This is a genomic window from Glutamicibacter sp. 0426, from assembly GCF_001906485.1.
Classification (GTDB): Bacteria; Actinomycetota; Actinomycetes; order Actinomycetales; family Micrococcaceae; genus Glutamicibacter; species Glutamicibacter nicotianae.
In genome coordinates, this window is the sequence record NZ_MPBI01000010.1 from 18,099 (window position 1) to 38,895 (window position 20,797).

Here is a 20,797-nt window from a genome sequence, read left to right on the forward strand (position 1 = left end):
AGCCATCCTTGTGTCAGTACTCGGTGGAGAAATCACGATAGGCACTATCGGCATCGATGACCGTCAGTACTGTTGCGCGAACGGCAGGCAGCTTAAAGTCGAGAACGCGAAGTTTTCCATCGATGCGCGAAATTGACTCGATCCGATGAAACTGGTCCCCATAGACGTCAGCGAAGCGTGCCATTCCACGGAGCTTTGCAAGTGCATCCGGAAGCCATGCCCCGTGAGGATCGACGATATTCGCCTGCACACCCTTCTCGGTGTTCACGAAGAACAAGAAGTCGGGACGGAGAGTCCTCCAATCACCGTGACGGTCCTGATACGCCAAACTCATCGAGTCCCGCCCCCCGGTAGGGTTTCGATACCACGCAAGCAAATTACCGCGCGCGATTTCGGTATCCAGCACTTCGACTTCGTCCGGGTTAAGCTTCCCGATAGGGAACAGCCCCTCATCATCCGCTAGCAAGTGGAGTGACCGTCGTTCAAGAAGCTGTACTGAGTCACCAATGACTCGTTTAGTCTCTTCTTGGCGGTTCTTCGGTAGTGCCATCGAAATAAGTTGCGGGTCTGTGCTCATCGCGGTGATCTCTGCGTAGAGACTCTGCCGCGCTTCGGAGAGATCCTTGAGCGCAACCCGATATTGGCCGAGCCATTCATGCGCAATTCGGTCAGCTTCTGCGTCCAAAGCTGGACGGGTCTGCGGCAACAAAGAGAGTGCCGCAATCCGAACGTTGGCGTCCCGATAAGCGTCCTCATCATCGGCCCCTGCAGCTAAATGCTCGACGTAGGTGCGGGCAACGTCCGGAGTGATCGCGCGAGCACCGGTGCGATATGCCTCCTGGATCGCTCGATCATCGGCAACCTCCTTCCAGGTGGCATCCTGGCGCAGCCCATGACGGGCATGACCGCGTACGGTGCCTCCGGCCACGGTTAGAACGTCTTCGATGGCCTTGGAGAGGTCTTTTGCGTATTGAGCTGAAAGCCCATTTAGAACGCCGTGAAGGCGTTCGTGAGCGATCTTTCCGGCGTCGGCAAGGAGTCGGTCCGCAGCCAGTGCATGGGCTAACGCGGTGACCCGTTTGATGGGGTTTGCATGTTTACGAGGTAGCGTCTCTGCCGGAAGTGCCTGGAATAGCTCCCAGACCTCATCCGGTATGGCATGATTCGGCATCATGACCTGGGGATCAACCAAAACGCGCGGACCTACGGTCTCTCCTGTGGGCAGGTCATTGCCCATGATCCGTTCCAACACAAGGCTGGCAGTGGTTTTGTTGAACTTCGGCAGAATGCACTCGACGCTGTTGAGCATGTCGTTACCCTCAATGCGTCGAGCAAGTGGCGTTCGAATCATACGACCGAGTAGCTGTGTAATATGCGTTTCATCCTTGGCAGGGCGGAACGACACCATGACCTCCGCGCGCGGACAATCCCAGCCTGTACTAATGGCATCCTTGGCGAGCAATACACGCACGTATGTGGCGTCCTGAACACGCTCCGGAGAAATGTACGGGACGCTATGAGGCCCGAAAGTCTGCGCGCTGTGGTCACCGAAAACATGTGCAATTGCGTCAGATTCTAGCTCCGGCCACTCATCGCGGATCACGTCAATGGCCGAAGCAACTTCTGTTGGGGAGGGCTTGTTCGGCACTTGTAGCACCATGAGCGGCTTGACCGGCTCCTCACCCTGACCGGCAGAGTACATTGCCCAGGCATGTGAAAGAGCTTTCACCTTCCGGATTCCGCGGCGCAATAACACGGTGTTGAAGTCTCCGGTCTCAGCCGGGAAATCAAGAACGATATCGTCCTTGAGCAAGCCAGACTCCTGAATGCGCACGGGATCAACCTGCACCGTTGCGAGGTGTACACGGTTGGACTGCACCTCGGCTGCGCTCATGGCATCCTCGAAACGCTGCACGGTCGCAGAAATGCCCCAGACGATCGGCATGGGCGGCACGTCGCTGTGACCGTTAATGAGCCGCTTGACGATAGTTGGAGTCTCGGACGGACGCTTGCCCATACCCCGGTGCGCCTCATCGAGAACCATATAAAGCGTTAGATCATCGTCCTCGATCGTATTTTTCAGCGTGTCCCAAAAAGTGAACGGTACTGTGTCCGGATGGGAATCGAAGCCCGGCAGAGCGTCCGAGTCATCGCGGCCCCGAACGAGCAAGCTATTTTTCGATAGCTTCGACGTGTTCAGGAAGTAAACGTTGCCTGCTTGGAGCTTCTGGTAACGGAACGGGTGCTCGACTGTCACTAACCGGTTCCTCAGCCGGTCGGAGGCCTGTTCCAACCGATGCCTGGTTTGCTGATTCAAGGCAGGATCATCGCTAAACCACAGCACAACCGCGCCAGAATCCGGCGCAGTATCAAAATCATCGCTACCCCAGAACAAGGCCTCAATCACTGCAGCAGCCATCACGGTCTTGCCGGCACCTGTGGTTGCCGTCAGAGCTACGGAGGAAACACGCCTACTGGCGCTCCGGTAGAAGTCTCGCGCAGAGGTAAGTTCCTGCAGCGTGTCCCCGACTGCGTCGGCCTGGTAGTCCTTCAAGGTAAAACGCATTAGAAGTCCCCCGTCATCTGGAAGTTACGGAGGTAATCCTCGTATAGGCGCACAGTTTCTATACCCCGGATCTCATCGGCGACTTGCTGGTATCGCCCCTCATCGTCGGTGACGATGTAAGCGATTCGAACATTTCCCTTCGTGCGGAGGGTTTCGATGAATGCGGCAGAATCATCAAGGTCGCGGAGAATTCCGTAACTATCGGTGATTGCCCATCCACCTTCGACTGAGTCGATACGTTGGCCGACCGCACCGGCACGGAGCCAGAGCATCGGCGCGATAGCGGCGAATGCGCGATCGACTCCGACCAGCCACTTTGATTCATAGGTTAGCGTGAAAAAGGCTGCGTTCTCTTCAAACCCGACAGACATGGGAAATTCATCGACGAATTTATAGTCGCCCTTGATGGGTTCACCGTCCGGGGTTCTGCCGGTGATTGAGGCCCTGATGCGCGGCTTGGTGATGTAATCGCAGATGCCTAACTTTTCCCATTCCGGATCACCAGGTCGCAGACCCTGTCGTCGTAGTTCGGTCTGTTCCTCTGCCGACACCTCGTTGTTCGTCACCGAGATGCACTGGCGGTGACCGCCATCCTGTTTGTTGAGACGCATCACCGCGTGGGCAGTCGTGCCTGAACCAGCGAAAAAGTCCAGGACAACAGCGTGAGGCTTCTTTCCCACACAGAACCTAAGTGCATCTTCCACTGCATAGAGTGACTTCGGATATGGGAATGTCCTGCCAGGCAGCAAGCTACGTAGGAGCGAAGTGCCATGACCCGATGTGGAGTGGGAGTTCTGGTTCCAAATTGTCATTGGCTGTTTCATAGAGGCTGCCGCTTCTAGAACTACGGCGCCGTCGTCATCTCGTCCAACGACAACTAGGTCACCCCTGTCGATGGCTTCGACTTGGCCTGACATCAAGTAGTAGGGAGTTCTACCACCTGCGTTCTTTTTTCCAAATTTCACATATCCACGGCGCACATAGTCATCGAATTTTGCTCTACTGAGTGACCAACGACCATCTGAACCGTCCTTTGAGATGGGCCAGAGTACAGACTGTCCCTCCGGCACGGCAACTGTTTTGATATCGACACCCTCTGGTAACGGATCACCTGCGCTAATAAATGCAAGGGATTCGCGGTCGAAGAATAGAGGGTAAAAAAGGTTGAAACGCCCCTTTGTCTGCCCAGTTGACGCGAGTCGCAGCAGGCTCTTCCACCGGACACGGCCAGAATCTATATCCTTATCCTCGTGAAGCATGTCAGACGGGCCAGGGGCGAGGGCTGCACCACCGAATCGGACGAAAAACAGGTACTCGTCACAACGCGAGAACTCTCCGCGACGGGCATTTCCCTTCCGGTTGATCACGGTTGAAACCATCTGGATTTGAGCTTCAGGGAAAAGCTGTTCTAAAAGAAGTCCCAAGCGAAGATACTCCTTTTCGTCAATGGTGACGATTAGGATTGAATCTTCCGGTTTCAGCAGCCGCTTGGCCAATCTAAGCCGACGTTCCATGAAGGCGAGCCACTTGGAATGTCGATAAAGATCATCACCCTCAACATAGTCATTGTTGTATTTCCAGTCTCGGGCTCCTGAGTTATATGGCGGATCGATGTAGATCACGTCAACAGATTTCTCGTGTGTGAAGGTGAGTTGTTCCAGGACATGGAAGTTTTCGCCGTTGATGACAGTGTGGAACGGCTTATCTTTGGAGTTTTCAACAGTTCCGTCTGGTCGCAGTCCTGGGTAGATCCGGTCACGGAACTCGGCCACGAGCACTAGGTCATCCAGCGGTACCGATGTGGTCTCGAAGTTGGAACCGTTCAGGGTTGATATGTCAGCTATTTTCCCTTTGACCGCATCAACCGACCAGACTCGCAGATCGCCGCGCTGTGCAGTACCCCGAGGAGGGAGCAATCGGACTTTACTCATCTTGCGGATCTTATGGCCCGGCAGCTCAACAGCTTCGGGTGCATGGCGCTCGAAGTTCAAACCAAACCGGAGTCGTTTCTGTAGTGGGGCAATCTCTTCTTCGAGATCTTTAGCGAGCTGTGGGTCAAGCTGGCTCGCGGCTCGAAGCAGATCCGTCAAGCGAGACATTCAAATCCTTAGGTTCATAACGATATAAGCCCGCATGCATAACTAATTAGAAGCGAACTTTCTAAATCCTATCGCTGACGCTTCGTCGCCAAAGAATCGGAAGTTCTCAGAATGAACTTGGGTTAGGTGCGGCTCTCGTTGAAGGAGCACGTGACAGAATAATTCAGGCCGAAAACGGTCGTTTCTGCAACGACAAGTAAACCTGTCAGAGTCCGAAGTCGTCAGCACAGATGAACGCGTTGATCAGAGAGCTGTTCGCAGGACTATGGATCCTTTACGTGTTACTACTTGTGCGCACGACCCGACGTGTTGTCCCATAGAGGTGTGGACAAAGAGCCGGTCAACGATGACCGAATTTCCGGGCGGGGTCTGTTAACCGTCCCCGATGCGGCGTGGGAGCTCGCCGTCGAGCGAGCTGCGGTTATTGGGCCTCTCGCTGAGTCCCGCATGGGAGGCTTCGCCGTGGACAAGGCGGCCGAGCAATTGGGAATTTCACGGGGCCGAGTCTACTTTTTAGTCCGACTATGGCGCGATGGTCAAGGGGCGGTTTCGGATCTGGTCCCTGGCACCTCCAGCGGCGGTCGCGGAGGGACACGGTTATCTCTTGAAGTCGAGGCCCTTGTCCGTGAGCTGATCCGCAAGCACTATCTGACACGGCAACGAAAAACGGTAGCTGCCGTTCACCGCGAGATCACTCGGGCATGTCGCCTTCGTGGGCTTCCCATTCCCTCCCGGAATGCGGTTCGGCGTCGCATCGCGACGCTGGATCCCCGGACTGAGACTGTGGGTCGAGAAGGTAGCGAAGCAGCAAGGCCATTGCAGTCAGCGGGTGGGGATGTCCCGGCGATTATTGAAGTGTTGGAACAGGTCCAGATCGATCACACCGTTGTAGACCTAATAGTGGTGGATGAGCAGCACCGCCTGCCGATCGGGCGTCCGTATGTGACCGTCGCAATCGATGTGCGTTCACGGAGCATCGTGGGGCTGGTGATTACGTTGGAAGCTCCATCCGCACTCTCGGTTGGTTTGTGTCTGGCGCACATGGTTACCGACAAGCGTGCTTCGCTGGAACGGCTCGAGGTCGATGTCGCGTGGCCGATGGCTGGTAAGCCCCGCGAGTTGTATCTGGACAACGCTTCAGAATTCAAGAGCGAAGCACTTCGACGGGGGTGCGAGGAACACCAAATTAAGTTGAGCTATCGTCCTCCGGGGCGTCCACATTACGGCGGAATCATCGAGCGCGTCATCGGGACTCTGATGGAGATGGTGCACGAGCTGCCGGGCACCACATTTTCCAACCCGGCCCAGCGTGGAAGCTACGATTCGGACGCCCGAGCTGTCCTGACGGTTGTTGAGCTTGAGAAGTGGCTGACCTTGGCGGTGTCCAGCTATCACGGTCAGGTTCACAGCACGACCCGGCAAACCCCGCAGGTTCTGTGGGCGGCGGGTGTCGAAAAGCAGGCTCCTCAGATGGTCACGGACTCCGCTGCATTCCTGGTGGACTTCTTACCGGTGATGCGCCGAAAGCTGACACGATCCGGGTTCGTGATTGACCATGTGCACTATTTTCGTAATGGGCTAAAGCCCTGGATCGCGCGCCGAGAGCAGATGGAACGGTTCGTGATCCGTCGGGACCCGCGGGACATCAGTCGTATTTGGGTGCTCGATCCCGATGATGGGTCATACATGCCAGTGCCTTACCGGACGCTATCGTATCCGGCTGTCAGTGTGTGGGAACACCGTGCCGCTCTGGAGCGGCTGCATGCAGAGGGCCGAGCTCAGGTTGACGAGGATGCCTTGTTTCGAATGGTTGAGAAGATGCGCATGATTACTGAATCTGCAAGTAGCACCACGCGCAAGGCACGCCGTAATGCTGAACGCCGCAAACACTCTGGAACCACGGATGAACCTGAACTCTCGATGGTGAAACCGCCTGATGATCTCCCTCCAGATGAGGACAATGAGAGGTCGCTGCCCGAGCAGAGCGTGACGCCGTTCGAAGTGATCGAACAGTGGTGACCAACGCGGAAGCAAAGACTACGGATGATGATCTCGCCCATCTGCATCCGAGCGCCAGATCGATTGCACGACTGCCCGCGGACGAGCGGATCAGGCATGTCCGCGCTGACAGATGGATCGGTTACTCTCGCGCTTCTGAGGCGCTGGAGCGGCTGGAGGGGCTGTACGAGTGGCCCAAGAAGCAACGCATGCCGAATCTGCTGCTGTTGGGACCAACCAATAACGGCAAGTCGATGATCATCGAGAAGTTCCGCCGTCTCTATCCGCCGATCTCACATGCAGAACATGAACAGATTCCGGTGCTGGCCGTGCAAATGCCGTCAGAGCCATCGGTGAACCGGTTCTATGTGGCCCTGCAAGCAGCGCTGGGAGCGCCACTTCGTCCTCGGCAACATGTATCAGTCTTGGAGCAGGCAACGTTATCTCTCCTGCGGGCGGTCGGAGTGCGAGTGCTGGTCATCGATGAGCTGCACAATGTACTCGCTGGTCGCGGTGACACCCGGCGAGAGTTCCTGAATGTGTTGCGGTTTCTGGGCAATGAGCTACGAATCCCGTTGGTCGGCGTCGGAACGCGCGAAGCTTATTTGGCGATCCGGTCGGATGAACAGCTAGAAAACCGTTTCGAGCCTTTCGCTCTGCCTCGCTGGGAACCCAATGATGAGGCACGCACTCTGCTGGCCAGCTTCGCAGCCGCTTTCCCACTTCGTCGTCGCTCAATCATCGATACAGAGGAAATGGCGCGCTACCTCCTTGTTCGCAGTGAGGGAACCATTGGCGAGCTCACTCGGCTACTCACGGTGGCGGCGGTTGCCGCGATCGAGACTGGTGAAGAAGCAATCAATCAGCGCACCCTCCTTGCCGCCCCATACGCGGGGCCGACGGAACGACGCCGTTTGTTCGAGCGCGAGTTGCCATGACGCATCGGTGGCCACTGCATCCGGCGCCCGGACAGGGAGAGGCGCTGACTTCGTGGTTGCACAGACTTGCCACGGTCTACGGGATGAACTTCGATCAGCTTGTCAGCCGTGATCTCACGCCGCCCGGTGTTCTTATGCCCAGTAGGCTGAGATCACTGGATCTGGAGGCACCTTCGGATCTGATTACCACAGTGGCCGAGCGCACTGGTGTGCCTGAAAAGCGAGTACATCGTATGACGGTTGCGGGGTGGGTGCCGTGGCTTCTCGATTCACTCCAGCCCGAGGAAATCCCACGGTCCTCATACCAAACCTACGTTCGCCAAGACTCTGTGCTCTTTACCTTCAAAGAACGTCCATACCGCGAAGTATTGGATTGGCGCGCTTGGCTGCCGCTTCATTCCAAGGAAAGACGCGTCAGCCGTGTGTGCCCCGTTTGCGTGGAATCCACGACGGACAATTCCTTCGTTCTAACGCTAATCGCTCAACTTCCGATCACTCTCACCTGTCCGCACCACGGCTGCCGGTTAGCACCGGCCTTCGGGCCGTACGAGTTCGTTGGATGGGAGAATAACAAGATCAACAAACGTCCCGCGCTGGGGCAGATTATTATCCAAGACGCACGTACTGAGGAAGCATTGACGACCGGCAAAGTTACACTCCCGCGCCGAACAATCCACGTTGGAGTGTGGTTCCGTTTACTGCGTACTGTCATTGAGGAGATTTCCACTACGCTGTCGAATCTTCGTGTCCGGCCACGCCGCATGATTGAACTTATCTGGCGGGAAGCCGGGCACCCTGTTCGCGCGGGCATCATCGGTGCTGCGCGAACCTATGAGTCACTGTCCTGGCCACAGCAAGAGATGCTTCTTGAAGCTGCCGCCACAGCCATGCAACTGGTCGAAGCTGGAAAGATCGAAGCACACGGTACGCTCGGCCACCTTTTGACGAGGGAGCCGGATCGCACAGTTCACGACGGTGCGCCATCGCGCGGTTTATGGGATGGGGCGCACGCGGCAGCAGACGAATGTCTCGTTCGCGCACAGCAAGACCCGCTTGTCGCAGAGAAGGTGCTCGCTACACTCACGAGTCTCACTCGCTCAGAGCATTCGTTTCAGCGCATCCGAAGCGATCTAATAGCGCTCGACATTCCTGAAGAGTTTCTTCCACGAACACTGGCCACTGTGCGTGCAATATGACTGGTTACATAGTTTGGCGCTTAAATCACTGCACTAAATGGCGGGCTCTCCGGCTCGTTTGATGGCACGGTAGACGGTGGAGCGAGCGACACCGAAAAGTTCGGCGATTTCAGCCGTCGTGTGCGTTCCTGCTTGATGCACGGAAACCAAGTGTGCTTCCTGTGCTTTGGAGAGTTTGGGCTGCTTTCCGCGCAACTTGCCCTTTGCTTTGGCAACGGCCATGCCCTCGCGGGTACGCGCCCGGATCAGGTCCGCCTCAAATTCGGCAACCATAGCCAGGACATTGAAGAGAAGCTTGCCTACCGGGTCCGTTGGGTCGTGAATAGATCCGCCGATGCTGAGCTTGACCTCACGGCGGGTGAGCTCGTCAACAATGTCTTTCGCGTCGCGTAATGAGCGCGCCAGCCGGTCTAGTTTAGTGACCACCAACGTATCCCCATTGCGGCAGGCGGCCAATGCTTCGCTGAGTCCTGGCCGTGCTCTATTGGTGCCGGTGAGGCCTTGGTCGGTGAATATCTTCTCAGGAGGCACGCCCGAGGCCATGAGCGCGTTCTTTTGAGCTGTGAGGTCTTGGTCGTTAGTGGATACGCGCGCGTATCCGATCAGGAGTCCGGTCATGATTTGGAGTGTACCGTTTAGCGCCCCTTCACCGGGCATTTTATCGGGCGGGGTATACGGGAATCTAGCAATCGCTGAAACTCGCCAAATTTATTAGTGTCCGAAGTCGTCTGTAGTTGTACCGGTGAACGACCGGCTTGCGGGACAGCTTCAGACGACAGTCTAAACAGAGCCCACCTCTGAACACTTGCCATGGTAGAATCGCAACTGTGAATTACTTATTCTTCGTCTACTGGGGCTAACACCAGTTTCGCTCCTTGTGATTTTTCCGAGGCTGCGGGCTGGTTTTCATGCCATCGTCACCGACATTTCTGTCCTGTGTGGCGTCCCAGCACATCTGAGCGCATTTCCCGCTCCACATCGCGCCCATTGCTTCTAACCATGGGTGTTTTCTAAGCGAGCGGTTGCGCCTCCCTTTCGGAGGAATAATGACCATCACAATTACCTTGCCTGCACGCGCCCGCGCGCAGCTCATAGCTTCCACTATTCATGTTGTCCGTGGCGGACGTAAGGTCCTGAGCAACGTTGACCTCACCATCACACCAGGAACCAGAGTGGGGATCGTCGGCGAAAACGGCCGCGGAAAATCAACACTGCTTCACATCCTTGCCGAGATTCTGGCGCCCGACTCCGGCGTGGTGCAACGCATTGGCACGCTTGGCATCGCCGAACAAGAAATGCCCGCCGATGACGGCCTCACGGTCGGCGATCTCATCACCGAGCAGCTGGCCGATTCCCGTGCTGCGCTGCGCGCATTTGACCTTGGCGCAGAAGCCTTGGCGGCCCAGTCACCAGGTGCGGAAAAGATATTTTCCGAAGCCCTGAATGCGGCCGAGACGCTTGATGCCTGGGACGCGGATCGCCGGGTTGACGTCGCGCTCGAATCGTTGGGTGCCGTCACCGAGCGGACGAAACTGCTATCTGAACTATCTGTGGGTCAGCGCTACCGCGTCAGGCTTGCCTGCCTATTGGGCGCTGAGCATGATTTCCTTCTCCTGGACGAACCGACGAACCACCTCGATCAGCAGGGGCTGGACTATCTCACCGAGAAGCTGCGTGGCAGCCAAGGGGGAATCGTCGTCGTGAGCCACGACAGGGCATTCCTGACAGATGTTGCCACCCACATCTTGGATCTTGACCCGAGCCGAGACGGGATTCCACGCCTCTATGGCGGAGGGTATCCGGGGTACAAGGAGGGGCGCGCAGCAGAGCGTGAACGGTGGGTCGATGAGTACGAACAGCAGAGGGCCGAACATTCCCGGCTGACCCAAGACCTGGCAACCGCTCAGAACCGGCTCGTGTCGGGATGGCGACCACCCAAGGGAACCGGGAAACACCAACGACAAACCCGCGCACCAGGTCTTGTTCGTTCCGTGCACCGACGGCGCGATGATCTTGAAAATCACAGGATCACCGCCCCTGAGCCACCGCTTGAATTTCGAATGCCCGAACTTTCCGCGCGGCCTGGTGTCACACTGATCCAGGCGGTGGAGGTGGCAGTCGATGGGCGGATGCCCTCGGCGACGACCCTCATTCTTGAGTCGGGCAGCAAGGTTGTGGTCTCCGGGCCGAACGGTGCCGGAAAATCAACCTTCCTTAGCATGTTGGCCGGGACGCTTGCGCCTTCCACGGGAGAAATCCACCATGCCCGTGGAGCACGGATCGCCTACCTGTCCCAGGAATCACCTACCCCAACAACGCAGCGGGCCCGTGACGCTTTCAACGCCCACCTCGGCACATTGGCCAGTGCCGGAACGCTCAAAGAAGGCGAAATAATCTCTCTCAAGTCACTCGGGATTCTATCCTCGGCGGATCTCAACCGTCCGGTGCGGGAACTATCCATGGGCCAACAGCGCCGTCTCGATCTTGCGATGGCACTGGCAACCAAACCTCATGTGCTATTGCTCGATGAACCCAGCAACCACCTGTCCATCTCGCTTGTTGATGAACTCACCGAGGGGCTGCACGCGACGAACGCCGCCGTCATCGTCGCGACCCACGACCGTCAGCTTCGCCGCGACCTCGCAAGTTGGCAGCACATCAACTTGGCAAACCCCACCGAAGAATGGTCAGGAAGCTCAACATTCGAAGGGCGCGCCAAATGAATACGTCACCACACCAAAAACCCGCGTCTGCATCAAAATGGCGGGCCTTGGCCCCGCTCCATCATCGTGACTACCGATTGCTACTGGGCGCAGTGGGTCTATCACTTTTCGGAACCGGCATGTGGACCATCGTGATGGTTTTTCAGGTACTCTCGATCGACAACTCACCCACGGCACTATCCATGGTCGCGGCCTGCCTCAGCGGCGGACTCTTCGCCTTCGCCCTACTCGGAGGTGTCGCTGCGGACCGCTTCTCGAAACGGTCCATCATCATCACGGTCCAGGCAACGAACCTGGCTGCCGTGGCAATGGTGACCCTCTTGGCGTTCAGCGGCGGTATCCAGCTTTGGCACATGGCCATTGCCTCAGCAATGCTCGGGGCTGGGAGCGCGTTCTTCTACCCGGCCTACAGCGCTTTCCTGCCCACCATTTTGCCCACAGAAGAACTCCTGGCGGCCAACGGTTTGGAAGGTGCACTCAGACCCACTATGCAGCAAGGAATCGGGCCGGCAATCGGAGGAATGATCGTGGGCGCGTTCCTTCCTATGCACGGCGCGTTGGTCGTCGCCTTGCTCTATGCGATGGCACTGAGCCTGGTGATCTTCATACGTCCTGACCCGAGAAGGCCCAAAGAAATAGACCGAACCGCAGCGCCACAAGGTATCTTTGCGGACCTTCATGAAGGAATATCCTTTACGGTGAAAACGAGATGGCTGTTCTGGACCCTGGTCTTTGCGTGCCTCATGACGCTGATTATCATGGGTCCCATCGAAGTGCTGATTCCCTTCATTGCACGAGACAACTTCGTCAATGGCGAGCAGGCTTTTGGGTTTCTCCTTACTGCCTTCGGGATAGGAGGGGCAGTTGGATCACTGGTTATTTCTTCCCTGCGGATGCCGCGCCGCTACCTAAGTGTCATGGTGTTGGGCTGGGGTGCCGGGACAATCCCACTCGCATTATTGGGTATCACTACATCGTTCTGGGTGATGGCTGCTGCCCTGTTTATTGTCGGATTCAGCTCAGGGGCAGGAATGGTCATCTGGGGAACCCTTCTGCAACAGCGGGTTCCTGCAACCATGATTGGCCGCGTCGCGAGCCTGGACTTTTTCATTACGATCGCATTGATGCCACTATCGATCGCCCTGGTTGGTCCCCTCGCAATGGTGGTACCTGCGACCGTCATCTTCGCCGTAGCAGGGGCCGCGCCCATACTGATCGCGGTACTTGCTGTTCTCGCCGGGAGAATGCGACGAGACGAAACGGAGCATCCCCTCGATGCTGCCACTGAGAGCCAAGACCCCATCGAGTCGGTAAGTCAGGAACACGACTAACCCCTCACAGTTGCAAGTGTGGAACACGTGGGGTGGGAGGCAGGAGGCATTCCAGCCGTTGCTCTCCCACTGCCATGATTCCCGAACTCACGATCACGCTGCCGAGAATGGCATGTTCCGAATCGCGGTGAACCCCGCACAGACAAATTCGCCAAAAGGAGCTGTCCTAGTAGACGTTCCGCTTATGGGAAACGAACCAGCCATTCATAACTGCAACTAACCGCCGGATAAAATATCAGTCACACGCCGAGGTCTTGGTAAGCATGTCAGCCATTTCAAAACGACCAGTTAAACAGAAGGTGCAGTTCCAATTTTCCTCGGAACTGCTCATTTCACCATCCGAGGTAATTCTTAGCTATAGATTCCGATCGACAGAAAGTATGACTCAGACCCTTCCGTCCGGTTATGTCTACTCGTGATAGTTGCTCTTGAACCCCAGCGAATGACGCTGGTCTTGATTTGGTTTTTTTGAACTGAACATAGCTGGATCTAGCATAAACAGTCCTCCGGCCACTGGCAGGAACATCAATGCAGGTAACCAGTTTGCGAAAGCCAGCAAACCGAGGGCAACCAGTAGGACCACAAGTGCGGAGATCTTAGTTAGGTCCTTCATCAGTCTGTGCTCCAAACAATGCATCGCCGGGGAATCATCGAACCATATTCCTTATGGCTCGGAGTCTAACCCCACAGATAGTGGGAAGCAATAGTTAGTAAATTGGGCTACCAAATTGAGCCAGCCAATTTTCATAGATACAACCTTGCTCTGAATCGGCGGCATACAGTGGTACCCCGGGCTAAGTTCAAGCACAATCCCCGCTCTATCTCCATCGAATCCCTTCGGGGAAGTCGCCGCTCTGCATCGGTTGCACACAAAATCTCATTGCCGTCCCGCAGAGGGTTCCTCTTGCGGGCGGCTCGGCGCAGTGCTGAGGACTACGGACAAAAGTGCTGAGGACTTCGGAAACTGACAAAAACCCCGGCGACACGCCGGGGTTTTTTCTTTCAGAAACGTCTTACAAAACCGAAACGTTGCACAACCAGGTTGTGTAGCGTTTTTGGCATGACAGTCATTGGATATGCGCGAGTGAGCACGCGCGAGCAGAACCCGGAGTCGCAAGCGGCCGAGCTGCGCGCGGCCGGGGCCGAGCAGATATTTACTGACCGAGGGGAGTCGAGCAGGGAAGCTGCACGGCCGCAATGGGTCGCGTGCAAGGCGCAATTGAAGCCAGGGGATACGTTGATCATCCGTGCCCTGGATCGCGTGGCCGGCGAAGAGCGAATGGCTATAGAGATCATTCGTGAGCTGGGGGAGCGCGGCGTGCGGATCAAAAGCCTTACCGAGCCATTCTTAGACGTGGACATATCTACGCCAATGGGCGAAGCCATCGTGGGCATTATGGCGGTAATGGCGCAACTGCGCGTTTCCATGATCAGGGAGAACACCCGCAGGGGATTAGCGCACGCGCGCGCCCAGGGCAGGGTCGGAGGGCGGCCGCGCGTCATGGATGCAGATCGCACCGCCACGGCGCGGCAGCTGCGCGAGGAAGGGAAGAGTTACGCGCAGATCGGCAAGATCCTTGGTGTCAGCGCAGCGAGCATCTACCGTGCAATTTCGCCCGAAAATCATTGATTAGCAATGATAACCAATGTTATATTTGAAGTGAGGAAATGTTAGTTTCGAGGTTTAGGAGGTTGTTATGAGCCAGCTAATGGAACGTCCGCAGCATGATGAAATGCGCGCGCAACTGCTGAAGGCTCGGCAACGTGTAGAGGTTGATGCGCTGGACTATAAGCGCACTTTGAAGGCTGCTGCGGGTGGTATGACTCAGCGCGAGATGGCGGCGCTGCTGGGTATGTCTCAGCCGGCCGTGGCGAAGGCATTGCAGCGCGCCCAGGCTGTTCCGGAGGTTGTTGGTGAGTTCAATGCCGCAAGCCCTTATGAGGTGTGCCAGCGGTACGCGGCCGGGTTTATTGACCGTGAGGAACTGGTGCGTCTGCTAGTTGAGTGGCCGTACAAGCCGACCCCTTGGGCGAACGAGTACGGCGAGTACGAAGAGAGCCTGGATGGTACTTGGGAAGAAGTGGGCGACGCGCTGCGGCATGAGCTGATTGACGCTGCTACTTATGATGAAGTTTTGATGAAGACGGCCGATTAGGCGGTGAGCAACCGAAGGGTGAATCGTTGGCTGACGACGAATCAATAGAACGACATTATGCGGCGCTGCGCCAGGTGTTGGCTGATCCTGATATGAACCCGCGTGGGGCATACTCGACGATCAGACAAGAGCAGTATTTTATTCAAAGTGGATCGCGTCCGCGTGCTACGTCGGAGCGGGAACTTTTGCATAAGAAGTGGATGCAAGAGGTGGTTGATGACTCGGCTAAGCGCGGAGAAATCAAGTACGAGGGAAAAGCCATTGTGATGGCTGGACCGCCCGGAGCTGGCAAAGGAACTGTGCAGCGGGAACGCTTGAATGATGTTCCTGGTTACGTTCAGTGCGACCCGGATATTTTCAAAGAGAAGATCATCCAGCACGAGCTAGAGAGCGGGAACCTGGATCGTCTGAAAACTCCATTGGTGAAAGAACTTGAAGCCCAGGGGCACAAGTTCGCACCAATGGAGTTTGCTGCGTTAGTGCACGAAGAGTCATCTATGCTCAGCGCCAAGTTGCAAAAGGACTTGCGCAAGGATGGAACGAACTACGTCATTGATACGGTGCTCAAATCGCAAGGTTCTGCGCAGGAAGTCGCTGCTACTTTGGACAAGCGCGGATACACCTATGATGTGGTGAGCGTGCAGGCAACGTTCGAAGAATCCAAGGCGGGAATCTATGGCCGTTGGCAGGCAGGACGCGAAGCTTTTGAGCGCGGAGAGAGCCAGCTTGGCGGCCGTCCTGTGCCATCAGATTTTGCGAATAATCTGGTCACAGCAGATGGAAAGTCTGCTACCGAGGAATCGGCAAAGTGGCTGGCCGAAAACGGCAAGGGTGTTGTGAGTTTCACCCAGTACCGACGAGGATCGAGCACGCCGGAGATTGACCAGGTGAAGAATGACGGCAAGCTCATTCCGCGCAGCGTCGCGTCGGCGCGGCAAGCTTTCCCCAAAGCCAGAGAAACACAATCGAGGGCACCGAAAGTTCATCGCCCAGGTGCGGACAAGGGAACTGGAATAGGCGACTAACTGCACACCTTCCCCGTTCCCCCGATAAATGCCAAGATTCACGAACAGACCCCCTGTCAAGGGTAGGCGTAGCCTATCGCGCAGCGACGCGAAGCGCCCTTGATAGGGGGTCTGTTCGTGTAAGAATCGGGCATCGAGGGGCGGGGCAAGCGCATAGCCAAAACAAGTCAGCGAGAGTTCGATTAGCCCAGTTGGCAGAGGCCGTGCACATGCCAAGATCGCATGACGCAAGCTAACTCAGGTACTGCAACTTTTGGCTTGTGTGCGGGCGGTCGGCTGGTTCCTGCTGTCCACGTGTGTGCAGGAAAAGCAGCGGAGTGGGAGGGCTTTTGCTGTGCACAGGTGGGCAGGAGGCTACACCACGCAACCAAGGGCAGAAAATGACGGGTCGTTACTCACCGTGAGGTGAGTAGCGACCCGAGGTCTATCTTCGTTTAGCTCTCGTTGGAGCCGGAAGCTTTTGCATCCTTTTTGCTTGGACGGCGACGCGATGGCGAACCGATCTTGTTCAGTTCGGCTTGCGTCCAGCCCTTCTTCAAAGCAGCGGTGAACGCTTGCTTTTCAGCGGCCTTTGCTTGCTCTAGCTGTTGCTCTGCGTCGACGCGTGCGGCGACTGCCTGGGCGATATTGTTGGCAGCTTCCATGCGCAAGTCGTTTTGCGCTTGAAGTTGTTCGAGAATGCGGGCTGCTGCGTCACTCATGAGTGGCACCTTCCGATTGGTTTGCACCGTCTCAGCCACGCCGATCCGGCGCGGATCTGGTGCTTCCAGCGTAGCGCGGTCATGTCCTGATGCCAACGCTCGTTGCACCAACTGAGCGAGAAGTGGCCCGCCGTTGAGGCGGAGCAAGCTATAAACTTAGCACGGCTAAGTTGCTTGTGCGCTTGAACTGTGGTTCTTCGGGTGGGACAATTGACCTGTTAGGTCATTTGGCGTTGCACTGGGCGGGAGGCAGATTCGCATGGGTCGTTTTGATTCGCGCAAGCGTCAGTCGAATGCTGCTGGTGGCCGTTCGGTTCGCCGCGAGGTGAAGCTGACCGTGGAGCAGAATCTTGCCTTGCAAGTCATGGCGGATGAAGTAGGTGTCTCGGTGCCGCGCCTTCTGGTGGAGTCCACCTTGTCGCAGTCTCGTGGTGAGACCGCTGCCGAACGTCATGAGCTGATTACTTCGTTGTTCTTGTTGCAGCGTGGCCTTGCTGCTGCGGGGAACAACATCAACCAGATCGCTCGCGCCGCGAATGCAACAGGCGAGATTCAAGGTGAGCTGCATGACTCTTTGGATCATCTGCGCGCTACGGTGAAGCGCATTGATGATGTTCTTGAAACATTGAAGATCACTGGTGATCCGGCATGATTCCGAACGTGACTCGTGGTGGCCGCATGGCTGGTTTGATGAACTACTTGGTTGGCCCTGGGCGTGCTAATGAGCACGAGAACCAGCGGTTGATTGCCGGGGATGATCGGGTGACTTTCGCCTACGCGCCAGGTGCTGAATTGTCGAAGTACGATGCGTTTGAAATCGCGGAGATGCTGGATGCTCCACGCAAGCTGCACGGCACCGAAGTGACCAAGCCGGTGTATGCGAAAGATGAAGAATCTGGCGCGTTCTTGAAAGACGAGAACGGCAAGAAGATCCGTACTGGTTCAAAGGATGCGCACGTCTGGCATTGTTCTTTGTCGTTGGCTGAATCCGAAGGCAAGGTCTCGGATGCGCAGTGGAAGAGCATCGCTGAATCGTTCGTCGAGAAGATGGGTTTCGTAGACCCTGACGGTGCGAAGTCATCGCGCTGGGTGGCAGTGCACCACGGCGCATCGAAGAACGGAAATGACCACATTCACTTGGTGGTGCAAATGGTTCGTGAAGATGGCACGAAGGCGAGCACGCACAATGATTTCCACCGCGCCCAGATGGCGTGCCGTGAACTTGAAAACGAATTCAGCTTGCAGTCCTTGGAATCCTCGGTCACACAGCAACAAGGCTTGTCTGGGGAGAAGCCAGCGGAGCGTGCACGCGCTGAACGCGAGAACTATGCGGTGTCTGATCGCATTGAGCTTTCCCGCCGAATGCGTGCAGCGTTATCGAGTTCTTCCACTGCCGACGAGTTCATGCGCCAGCTGCCGCAAATGGGGGTGCAAGTTGCTCCGCATTTCGCCAAGGGTTCAACGACCAGGGTCACTGGTTACAAGGTGTCGTTGGGGACTAAAACTGGTGAGGATCAAGCTGTTTGGTACGCGCCATCGAAGCTTGATCGCAGCCTGGGGTGGCCGTCGATCAAGGCGCGTTTCAACGGTGACGGCGTGAACGAGGCAGAGCAGTTCTTAGCTTCCCGTCACAGCAGTGCAAGACTGCAACGAGCATCGGGTTACCGGGCGTTCGATTTGGCGCAGTCCACGTCCAGGAAGCTGGATGCTGGCCGGCTTGGCCCGGATACCTTGTCGAACATTTATGCCCGGTTGTCGTTGGAGCTGGAAGGGAACCGACCTGGAAGCCTGGCACGTCTGAGCACCCATATGGCCAGGGCCGGCCAGGGCATGGGGAACCGCGTCTACGCTGCCCGGCTGTCCACACGTTTCGCTGCGCGTAATGCGGAACAGGGATGGATGGCTGTGCTGCGCCAGGCGAATCGGTTGTCACACGCGATGCTGCGCGGACGCATGGCCGCTGAGCGTCCTCAATTGACCCGTGCAGCCCAAGAAGTGGTTGCTATGGCAGAGAAGATCGTGCGCGAGGCTGAGCAACGCGAGCCGGTGCACACCGTGGCGCAGCCAGGTGCGGGAATGACCAAGAAAGATCGGGATCACGGCCTAGGCCGTTAACTGAAAAGTCAAGGGAGAGTGCAGGACATGGAAAACGACGAAGAATCAGATATCTCGATGGAGTTCGGCCGTGTGCTGCGCATGAGCCTGGGTGCTGCGATGCAGGCCAAGGAAGCCTCTGATCGGCGTGCCGCGAATCAGAACCCGGCAGCGCAAACGTACCAGGCGCAGCAGCAACTGGCCGCCGTATTGAAGAAGGATATGGCGTCGCCAGATTTCCTAAAACTGTCCTCCCGGCAAATCGCGGATCGTATGACCGTGGCTTCTGAACTGTCGGCTGGTCACCGTGATGCGTCGAAAGCGTTCATGTCTGGATCTGACCGGCTGCGCAACGAGCTGGGAATCAACATCGAGGACATGTACAAGAACCATCCGCAATCGGCTGAGGAACGCCATCGCGCGTTGAAGAACGCTATTGATGACTACCACGCCAGCACCCGGTTGAACCAGGAAGCTAGTGCGGAGCGAGAGAAGGAAGCGCAAGAAGCTGCGCCACAGGCCGAGGCCAAGGAAGAACAAGCACAGGTACGTGAAGAAGCCGCTGAAAGCCATTCTGCGAAGGCTGAACAGGCGGAGGGTGAAACCCAGCTCGACCAGCGGGATCGCGATGCCGGTGAGGGTCGCGAATCAGTCAACGCCCCCAGCCTGGGGAAACCAGAGTCACAGCGCGCGATGGGTGCGAACGTGCACCCAGATGATCTTGGCCCAGGATCGAAGACCGCCGCTGCGGTGCTGGCCCGTGCCAGGGCCGTCCACGGTTTCCCGTCGAAACCCGGTGATGCGGTGCTTTTCGGCAAATCCACCAGGCCAGCTGCGCAGCACGGGGCAGGGCTAGCCCGCAAGCGCGGCCAGAGCGCGGAGGTCACCCGGTGAGTTTCATCAACGATGATGACCTGGAAACTGACGAACCAGTAGCTGCGGAATCAGATATGGACACTGAGCAGCCGTTGGCTTTCGAAACAGAGGAAGAATGGCTGACCCAATGGGGGCTGCCGCACTTTCGACGGAAGCTGAACAAAGGGGAGTTCCGGTGGGATCCTGAGTGGTGGCGTTATGAGGAAGCGATCACGCTGATCACCTCGTTGTGGTTGAGCTTCGAAAAAATGCGATGGGAGGGCGCTACCGGCATGGCTTCGTACATGCGTGACTACTTCTATCCGTTGATGGGGGAACTGACTTCACCAGATGGCCCATTCTGGGATTACGACCCACCGGTGCGCGAGGACGTGCCAGAGCCGTGGCCAGTCCAGGATATGCCTGAGGAAATCAGGGAGTCCGTGAACTAGTTCTATGCAAGCGAAGGGGCTAACACCCTTGGTGTTGGCCCCTATCAATCGTAAATCCACTATGTGCCAAATAGGGTCTCTTGGTAGTGATGTTCCGGCGACCTGGTAGGACGAAACCCGGGTACGCGGTAGCGCGATTCCGACTAGTTGGTAGTACCGAACGAAGCACTCCGTAGTGGCTCAGAACCCCGTGAGGGGCTCTGAGCCACTACGCTACGAAGGAGAAGGCTCGGGGCGAGCTATCAGGGAACGGACCGCAAACCTATTCCCAAAAATCAGCCGACTCCCGCGCCTTCTCATGCTTCAACTTGCGCATGTCGGCATCTCCCAACAGCTGCCACCTGGTGTTGTTCGCCAACCGATTCACGATGAAATCCCCGGCCCCCGGTCCGGCAGCACCTGCACCCAATACGACGGATCGGTCTGGCTGACGATCACCGTCGGCAACCTATGCTCCCGGTCCGCCAGCACCCGTAAACATCACTGGCGATGTTCTGGTCCATACCCACCGTGAGGAAGTCATCAACGATCAACAGGTCCGTCTCGCGCAGCCTCTCCAGCAACGCGTCATGGTCCCGACCTGAGCTGTCATGATGTTGTGAGACACGCGTTCGTAGGAGAATGAGTGCATGTCCAAACGTCAGAAGTTCACCCCGGAATTCC

Annotated in this window: 16 protein-coding genes; 12 read left to right on the forward strand and 4 right to left on the reverse strand. The window is 56.8% G+C overall.

What is annotated here, in order from left to right:
• Positions 1 to 13: 13 nt before the first annotated feature.
• Together BKX98_RS16255 and BKX98_RS16260 are read right to left on the reverse strand one after the other, a co-directional pair.
• Positions 14 to 2,566, reverse strand: a complete 2,553-nt coding sequence (locus tag BKX98_RS16255; protein WP_073708027.1) for a DEAD/DEAH box helicase — start codon at positions 2,564 to 2,566, stop codon at positions 14 to 16.
• Entirely contained in the window at positions 2,566 to 4,665 is a 2,100-nt protein-coding gene (locus tag BKX98_RS16260; protein ID WP_073708028.1) for a DNA methyltransferase, read from the reverse strand. Before BKX98_RS16260 ends, BKX98_RS16255 begins: the two co-directional genes overlap by 1 nt.
• Positions 4,666 to 4,974: 309 nt before the next feature.
• Between BKX98_RS16260 and BKX98_RS16265 the strand changes: the two genes are divergently transcribed.
• From BKX98_RS16265 to BKX98_RS16275, 3 genes are read left to right on the forward strand one after another with little or no spacing between them, the layout of a single operon-like run.
• Positions 4,975 to 6,684: a Mu transposase C-terminal domain-containing protein gene (locus tag BKX98_RS16265; protein ID WP_369826811.1), complete on the forward strand. Its 1,710-nt coding sequence runs from the start codon at positions 4,975 to 4,977 to the stop codon at positions 6,682 to 6,684.
• Positions 6,681 to 7,601: a TniB family NTP-binding protein gene (locus tag BKX98_RS16270; RefSeq protein ID WP_073708030.1), complete on the forward strand. Its 921-nt coding sequence runs from the start codon at positions 6,681 to 6,683 to the stop codon at positions 7,599 to 7,601. The genes BKX98_RS16265 and BKX98_RS16270 overlap by 4 nt, the downstream gene beginning before the upstream one ends.
• Positions 7,598 to 8,797: a TniQ family protein gene (locus BKX98_RS16275; protein ID WP_073708031.1), complete on the forward strand. Its 1,200-nt coding sequence runs from the start codon at positions 7,598 to 7,600 to the stop codon at positions 8,795 to 8,797. The genes BKX98_RS16270 and BKX98_RS16275 overlap by 4 nt, the downstream gene beginning before the upstream one ends.
• A 33-nt stretch (positions 8,798 to 8,830) precedes the next feature.
• On the opposite strand, the gene BKX98_RS16280 is transcribed toward BKX98_RS16275, so the two are convergent.
• Positions 8,831 to 9,415 (reverse strand): recombinase family protein, encoded by a 585-nt coding sequence (locus BKX98_RS16280; protein WP_073708037.1) that lies wholly within the window; start codon positions 9,413 to 9,415, stop codon positions 8,831 to 8,833.
• Between the two features lie 428 nt (positions 9,416 to 9,843).
• Between BKX98_RS16280 and BKX98_RS16285 the strand changes: the two genes are divergently transcribed.
• The 5 genes from BKX98_RS16285 (at position 9,844) to BKX98_RS16310 (ending at position 16,032) form a co-directional block, all read left to right on the forward strand.
• Positions 9,844 to 11,520: an ABC-F family ATP-binding cassette domain-containing protein gene (locus BKX98_RS16285; protein ID WP_073708032.1), complete on the forward strand. Its 1,677-nt coding sequence runs from the start codon at positions 9,844 to 9,846 to the stop codon at positions 11,518 to 11,520.
• On the forward strand, positions 11,517 to 12,851 hold the full coding sequence (locus BKX98_RS16290; protein WP_073708033.1) for an MFS transporter: 1,335 nt from the start codon (positions 11,517 to 11,519) through the stop codon (positions 12,849 to 12,851). The genes BKX98_RS16285 and BKX98_RS16290 overlap by 4 nt, the downstream gene beginning before the upstream one ends.
• A 1,060-nt stretch (positions 12,852 to 13,911) precedes the next feature.
• Positions 13,912 to 14,481 (forward strand): recombinase family protein, encoded by a 570-nt coding sequence (locus BKX98_RS16300; RefSeq protein WP_047117859.1) that lies wholly within the window; start codon positions 13,912 to 13,914, stop codon positions 14,479 to 14,481.
• 67 nt (positions 14,482 to 14,548) lie between these two features.
• Positions 14,549 to 15,007, forward strand: coding sequence for a helix-turn-helix domain-containing protein (locus BKX98_RS16305; protein WP_052772179.1), 459 nt, complete (start codon positions 14,549 to 14,551; stop codon positions 15,005 to 15,007).
• A 26-nt stretch (positions 15,008 to 15,033) separates the two neighbouring features.
• Positions 15,034 to 16,032: a zeta toxin family protein gene (locus tag BKX98_RS16310; protein WP_143181167.1), complete on the forward strand. Its 999-nt coding sequence runs from the start codon at positions 15,034 to 15,036 to the stop codon at positions 16,030 to 16,032.
• 434 nt (positions 16,033 to 16,466) lie between these two features.
• Here BKX98_RS16310 and BKX98_RS16315 read toward each other — a convergent pair whose 3' ends face one another.
• On the reverse strand, positions 16,467 to 16,733 hold the full coding sequence (locus BKX98_RS16315; RefSeq protein WP_143181168.1) for a hypothetical protein: 267 nt from the start codon (positions 16,731 to 16,733) through the stop codon (positions 16,467 to 16,469).
• Between the two features lie 259 nt (positions 16,734 to 16,992).
• On the opposite strand from BKX98_RS16315, the gene mobC reads away from it, so the two are divergent.
• The 4 genes from mobC (at position 16,993) to BKX98_RS16335 (ending at position 20,134) form a co-directional block, all read left to right on the forward strand.
• Positions 16,993 to 17,385, forward strand: a complete 393-nt coding sequence (mobC, locus tag BKX98_RS16320) for a plasmid mobilization relaxosome protein MobC (RefSeq protein ID WP_047117862.1) — start codon at positions 16,993 to 16,995, stop codon at positions 17,383 to 17,385.
• A gap of 209 nt (positions 17,386 to 17,594) precedes the next feature.
• Entirely contained in the window at positions 17,595 to 18,848 is a 1,254-nt protein-coding gene (locus tag BKX98_RS16325) for a relaxase/mobilization nuclease domain-containing protein (RefSeq protein ID WP_158024714.1), read from the forward strand.
• A gap of 27 nt (positions 18,849 to 18,875) precedes the next feature.
• Positions 18,876 to 19,721 (forward strand): hypothetical protein, encoded by an 846-nt coding sequence (locus BKX98_RS16330; protein ID WP_047117863.1) that lies wholly within the window; start codon positions 18,876 to 18,878, stop codon positions 19,719 to 19,721.
• The gene (locus BKX98_RS16335; protein ID WP_143181169.1) at positions 19,718 to 20,134 is read left to right on the forward strand and encodes a DUF4913 domain-containing protein; all 417 of its coding nucleotides are present in this window, start codon (positions 19,718 to 19,720) and stop codon (positions 20,132 to 20,134) included. The genes BKX98_RS16330 and BKX98_RS16335 overlap by 4 nt, the downstream gene beginning before the upstream one ends.
• The last annotated feature ends 663 nt before the right edge of the window (positions 20,135 to 20,797 follow it).

Excerpts from the sequence above, each read along its gene's own strand:
- mobC (WP_047117862.1), top strand. The coding sequence starts at position 16,993 with ATGGGTCGTTTTGATTCGCGCAAGCGTCAGTCGAATGCTGCTGGTGGC.
- BKX98_RS16280 (WP_073708037.1), bottom strand. The coding sequence starts at position 9,415 with ATGACCGGACTCCTGATCGGATACGCGCGCGTATCCACTAACGACCAA.
- BKX98_RS16300 (WP_047117859.1), top strand. The coding sequence starts at position 13,912 with ATGACAGTCATTGGATATGCGCGAGTGAGCACGCGCGAGCAGAACCCG.
- BKX98_RS16255 (WP_073708027.1), bottom strand. The coding sequence starts at position 2,566 with ATGCGTTTTACCTTGAAGGACTACCAGGCCGACGCAGTCGGGGACACG.
- BKX98_RS16330 (WP_047117863.1), top strand. The coding sequence starts at position 18,876 with ATGGAAAACGACGAAGAATCAGATATCTCGATGGAGTTCGGCCGTGTG.
- BKX98_RS16315 (WP_143181168.1), bottom strand. The coding sequence starts at position 16,733 with ATGAGTGACGCAGCAGCCCGCATTCTCGAACAACTTCAAGCGCAAAAC.
- BKX98_RS16260 (WP_073708028.1), bottom strand. The coding sequence starts at position 4,665 with ATGTCTCGCTTGACGGATCTGCTTCGAGCCGCGAGCCAGCTTGACCCA.
- BKX98_RS16305 (WP_052772179.1), top strand. The coding sequence starts at position 14,549 with ATGAGCCAGCTAATGGAACGTCCGCAGCATGATGAAATGCGCGCGCAA.
- BKX98_RS16275 (WP_073708031.1), top strand. The coding sequence starts at position 7,598 with ATGACGCATCGGTGGCCACTGCATCCGGCGCCCGGACAGGGAGAGGCG.
- BKX98_RS16290 (WP_073708033.1), top strand. The coding sequence starts at position 11,517 with ATGAATACGTCACCACACCAAAAACCCGCGTCTGCATCAAAATGGCGG.
- BKX98_RS16285 (WP_073708032.1), top strand. The coding sequence starts at position 9,844 with ATGACCATCACAATTACCTTGCCTGCACGCGCCCGCGCGCAGCTCATA.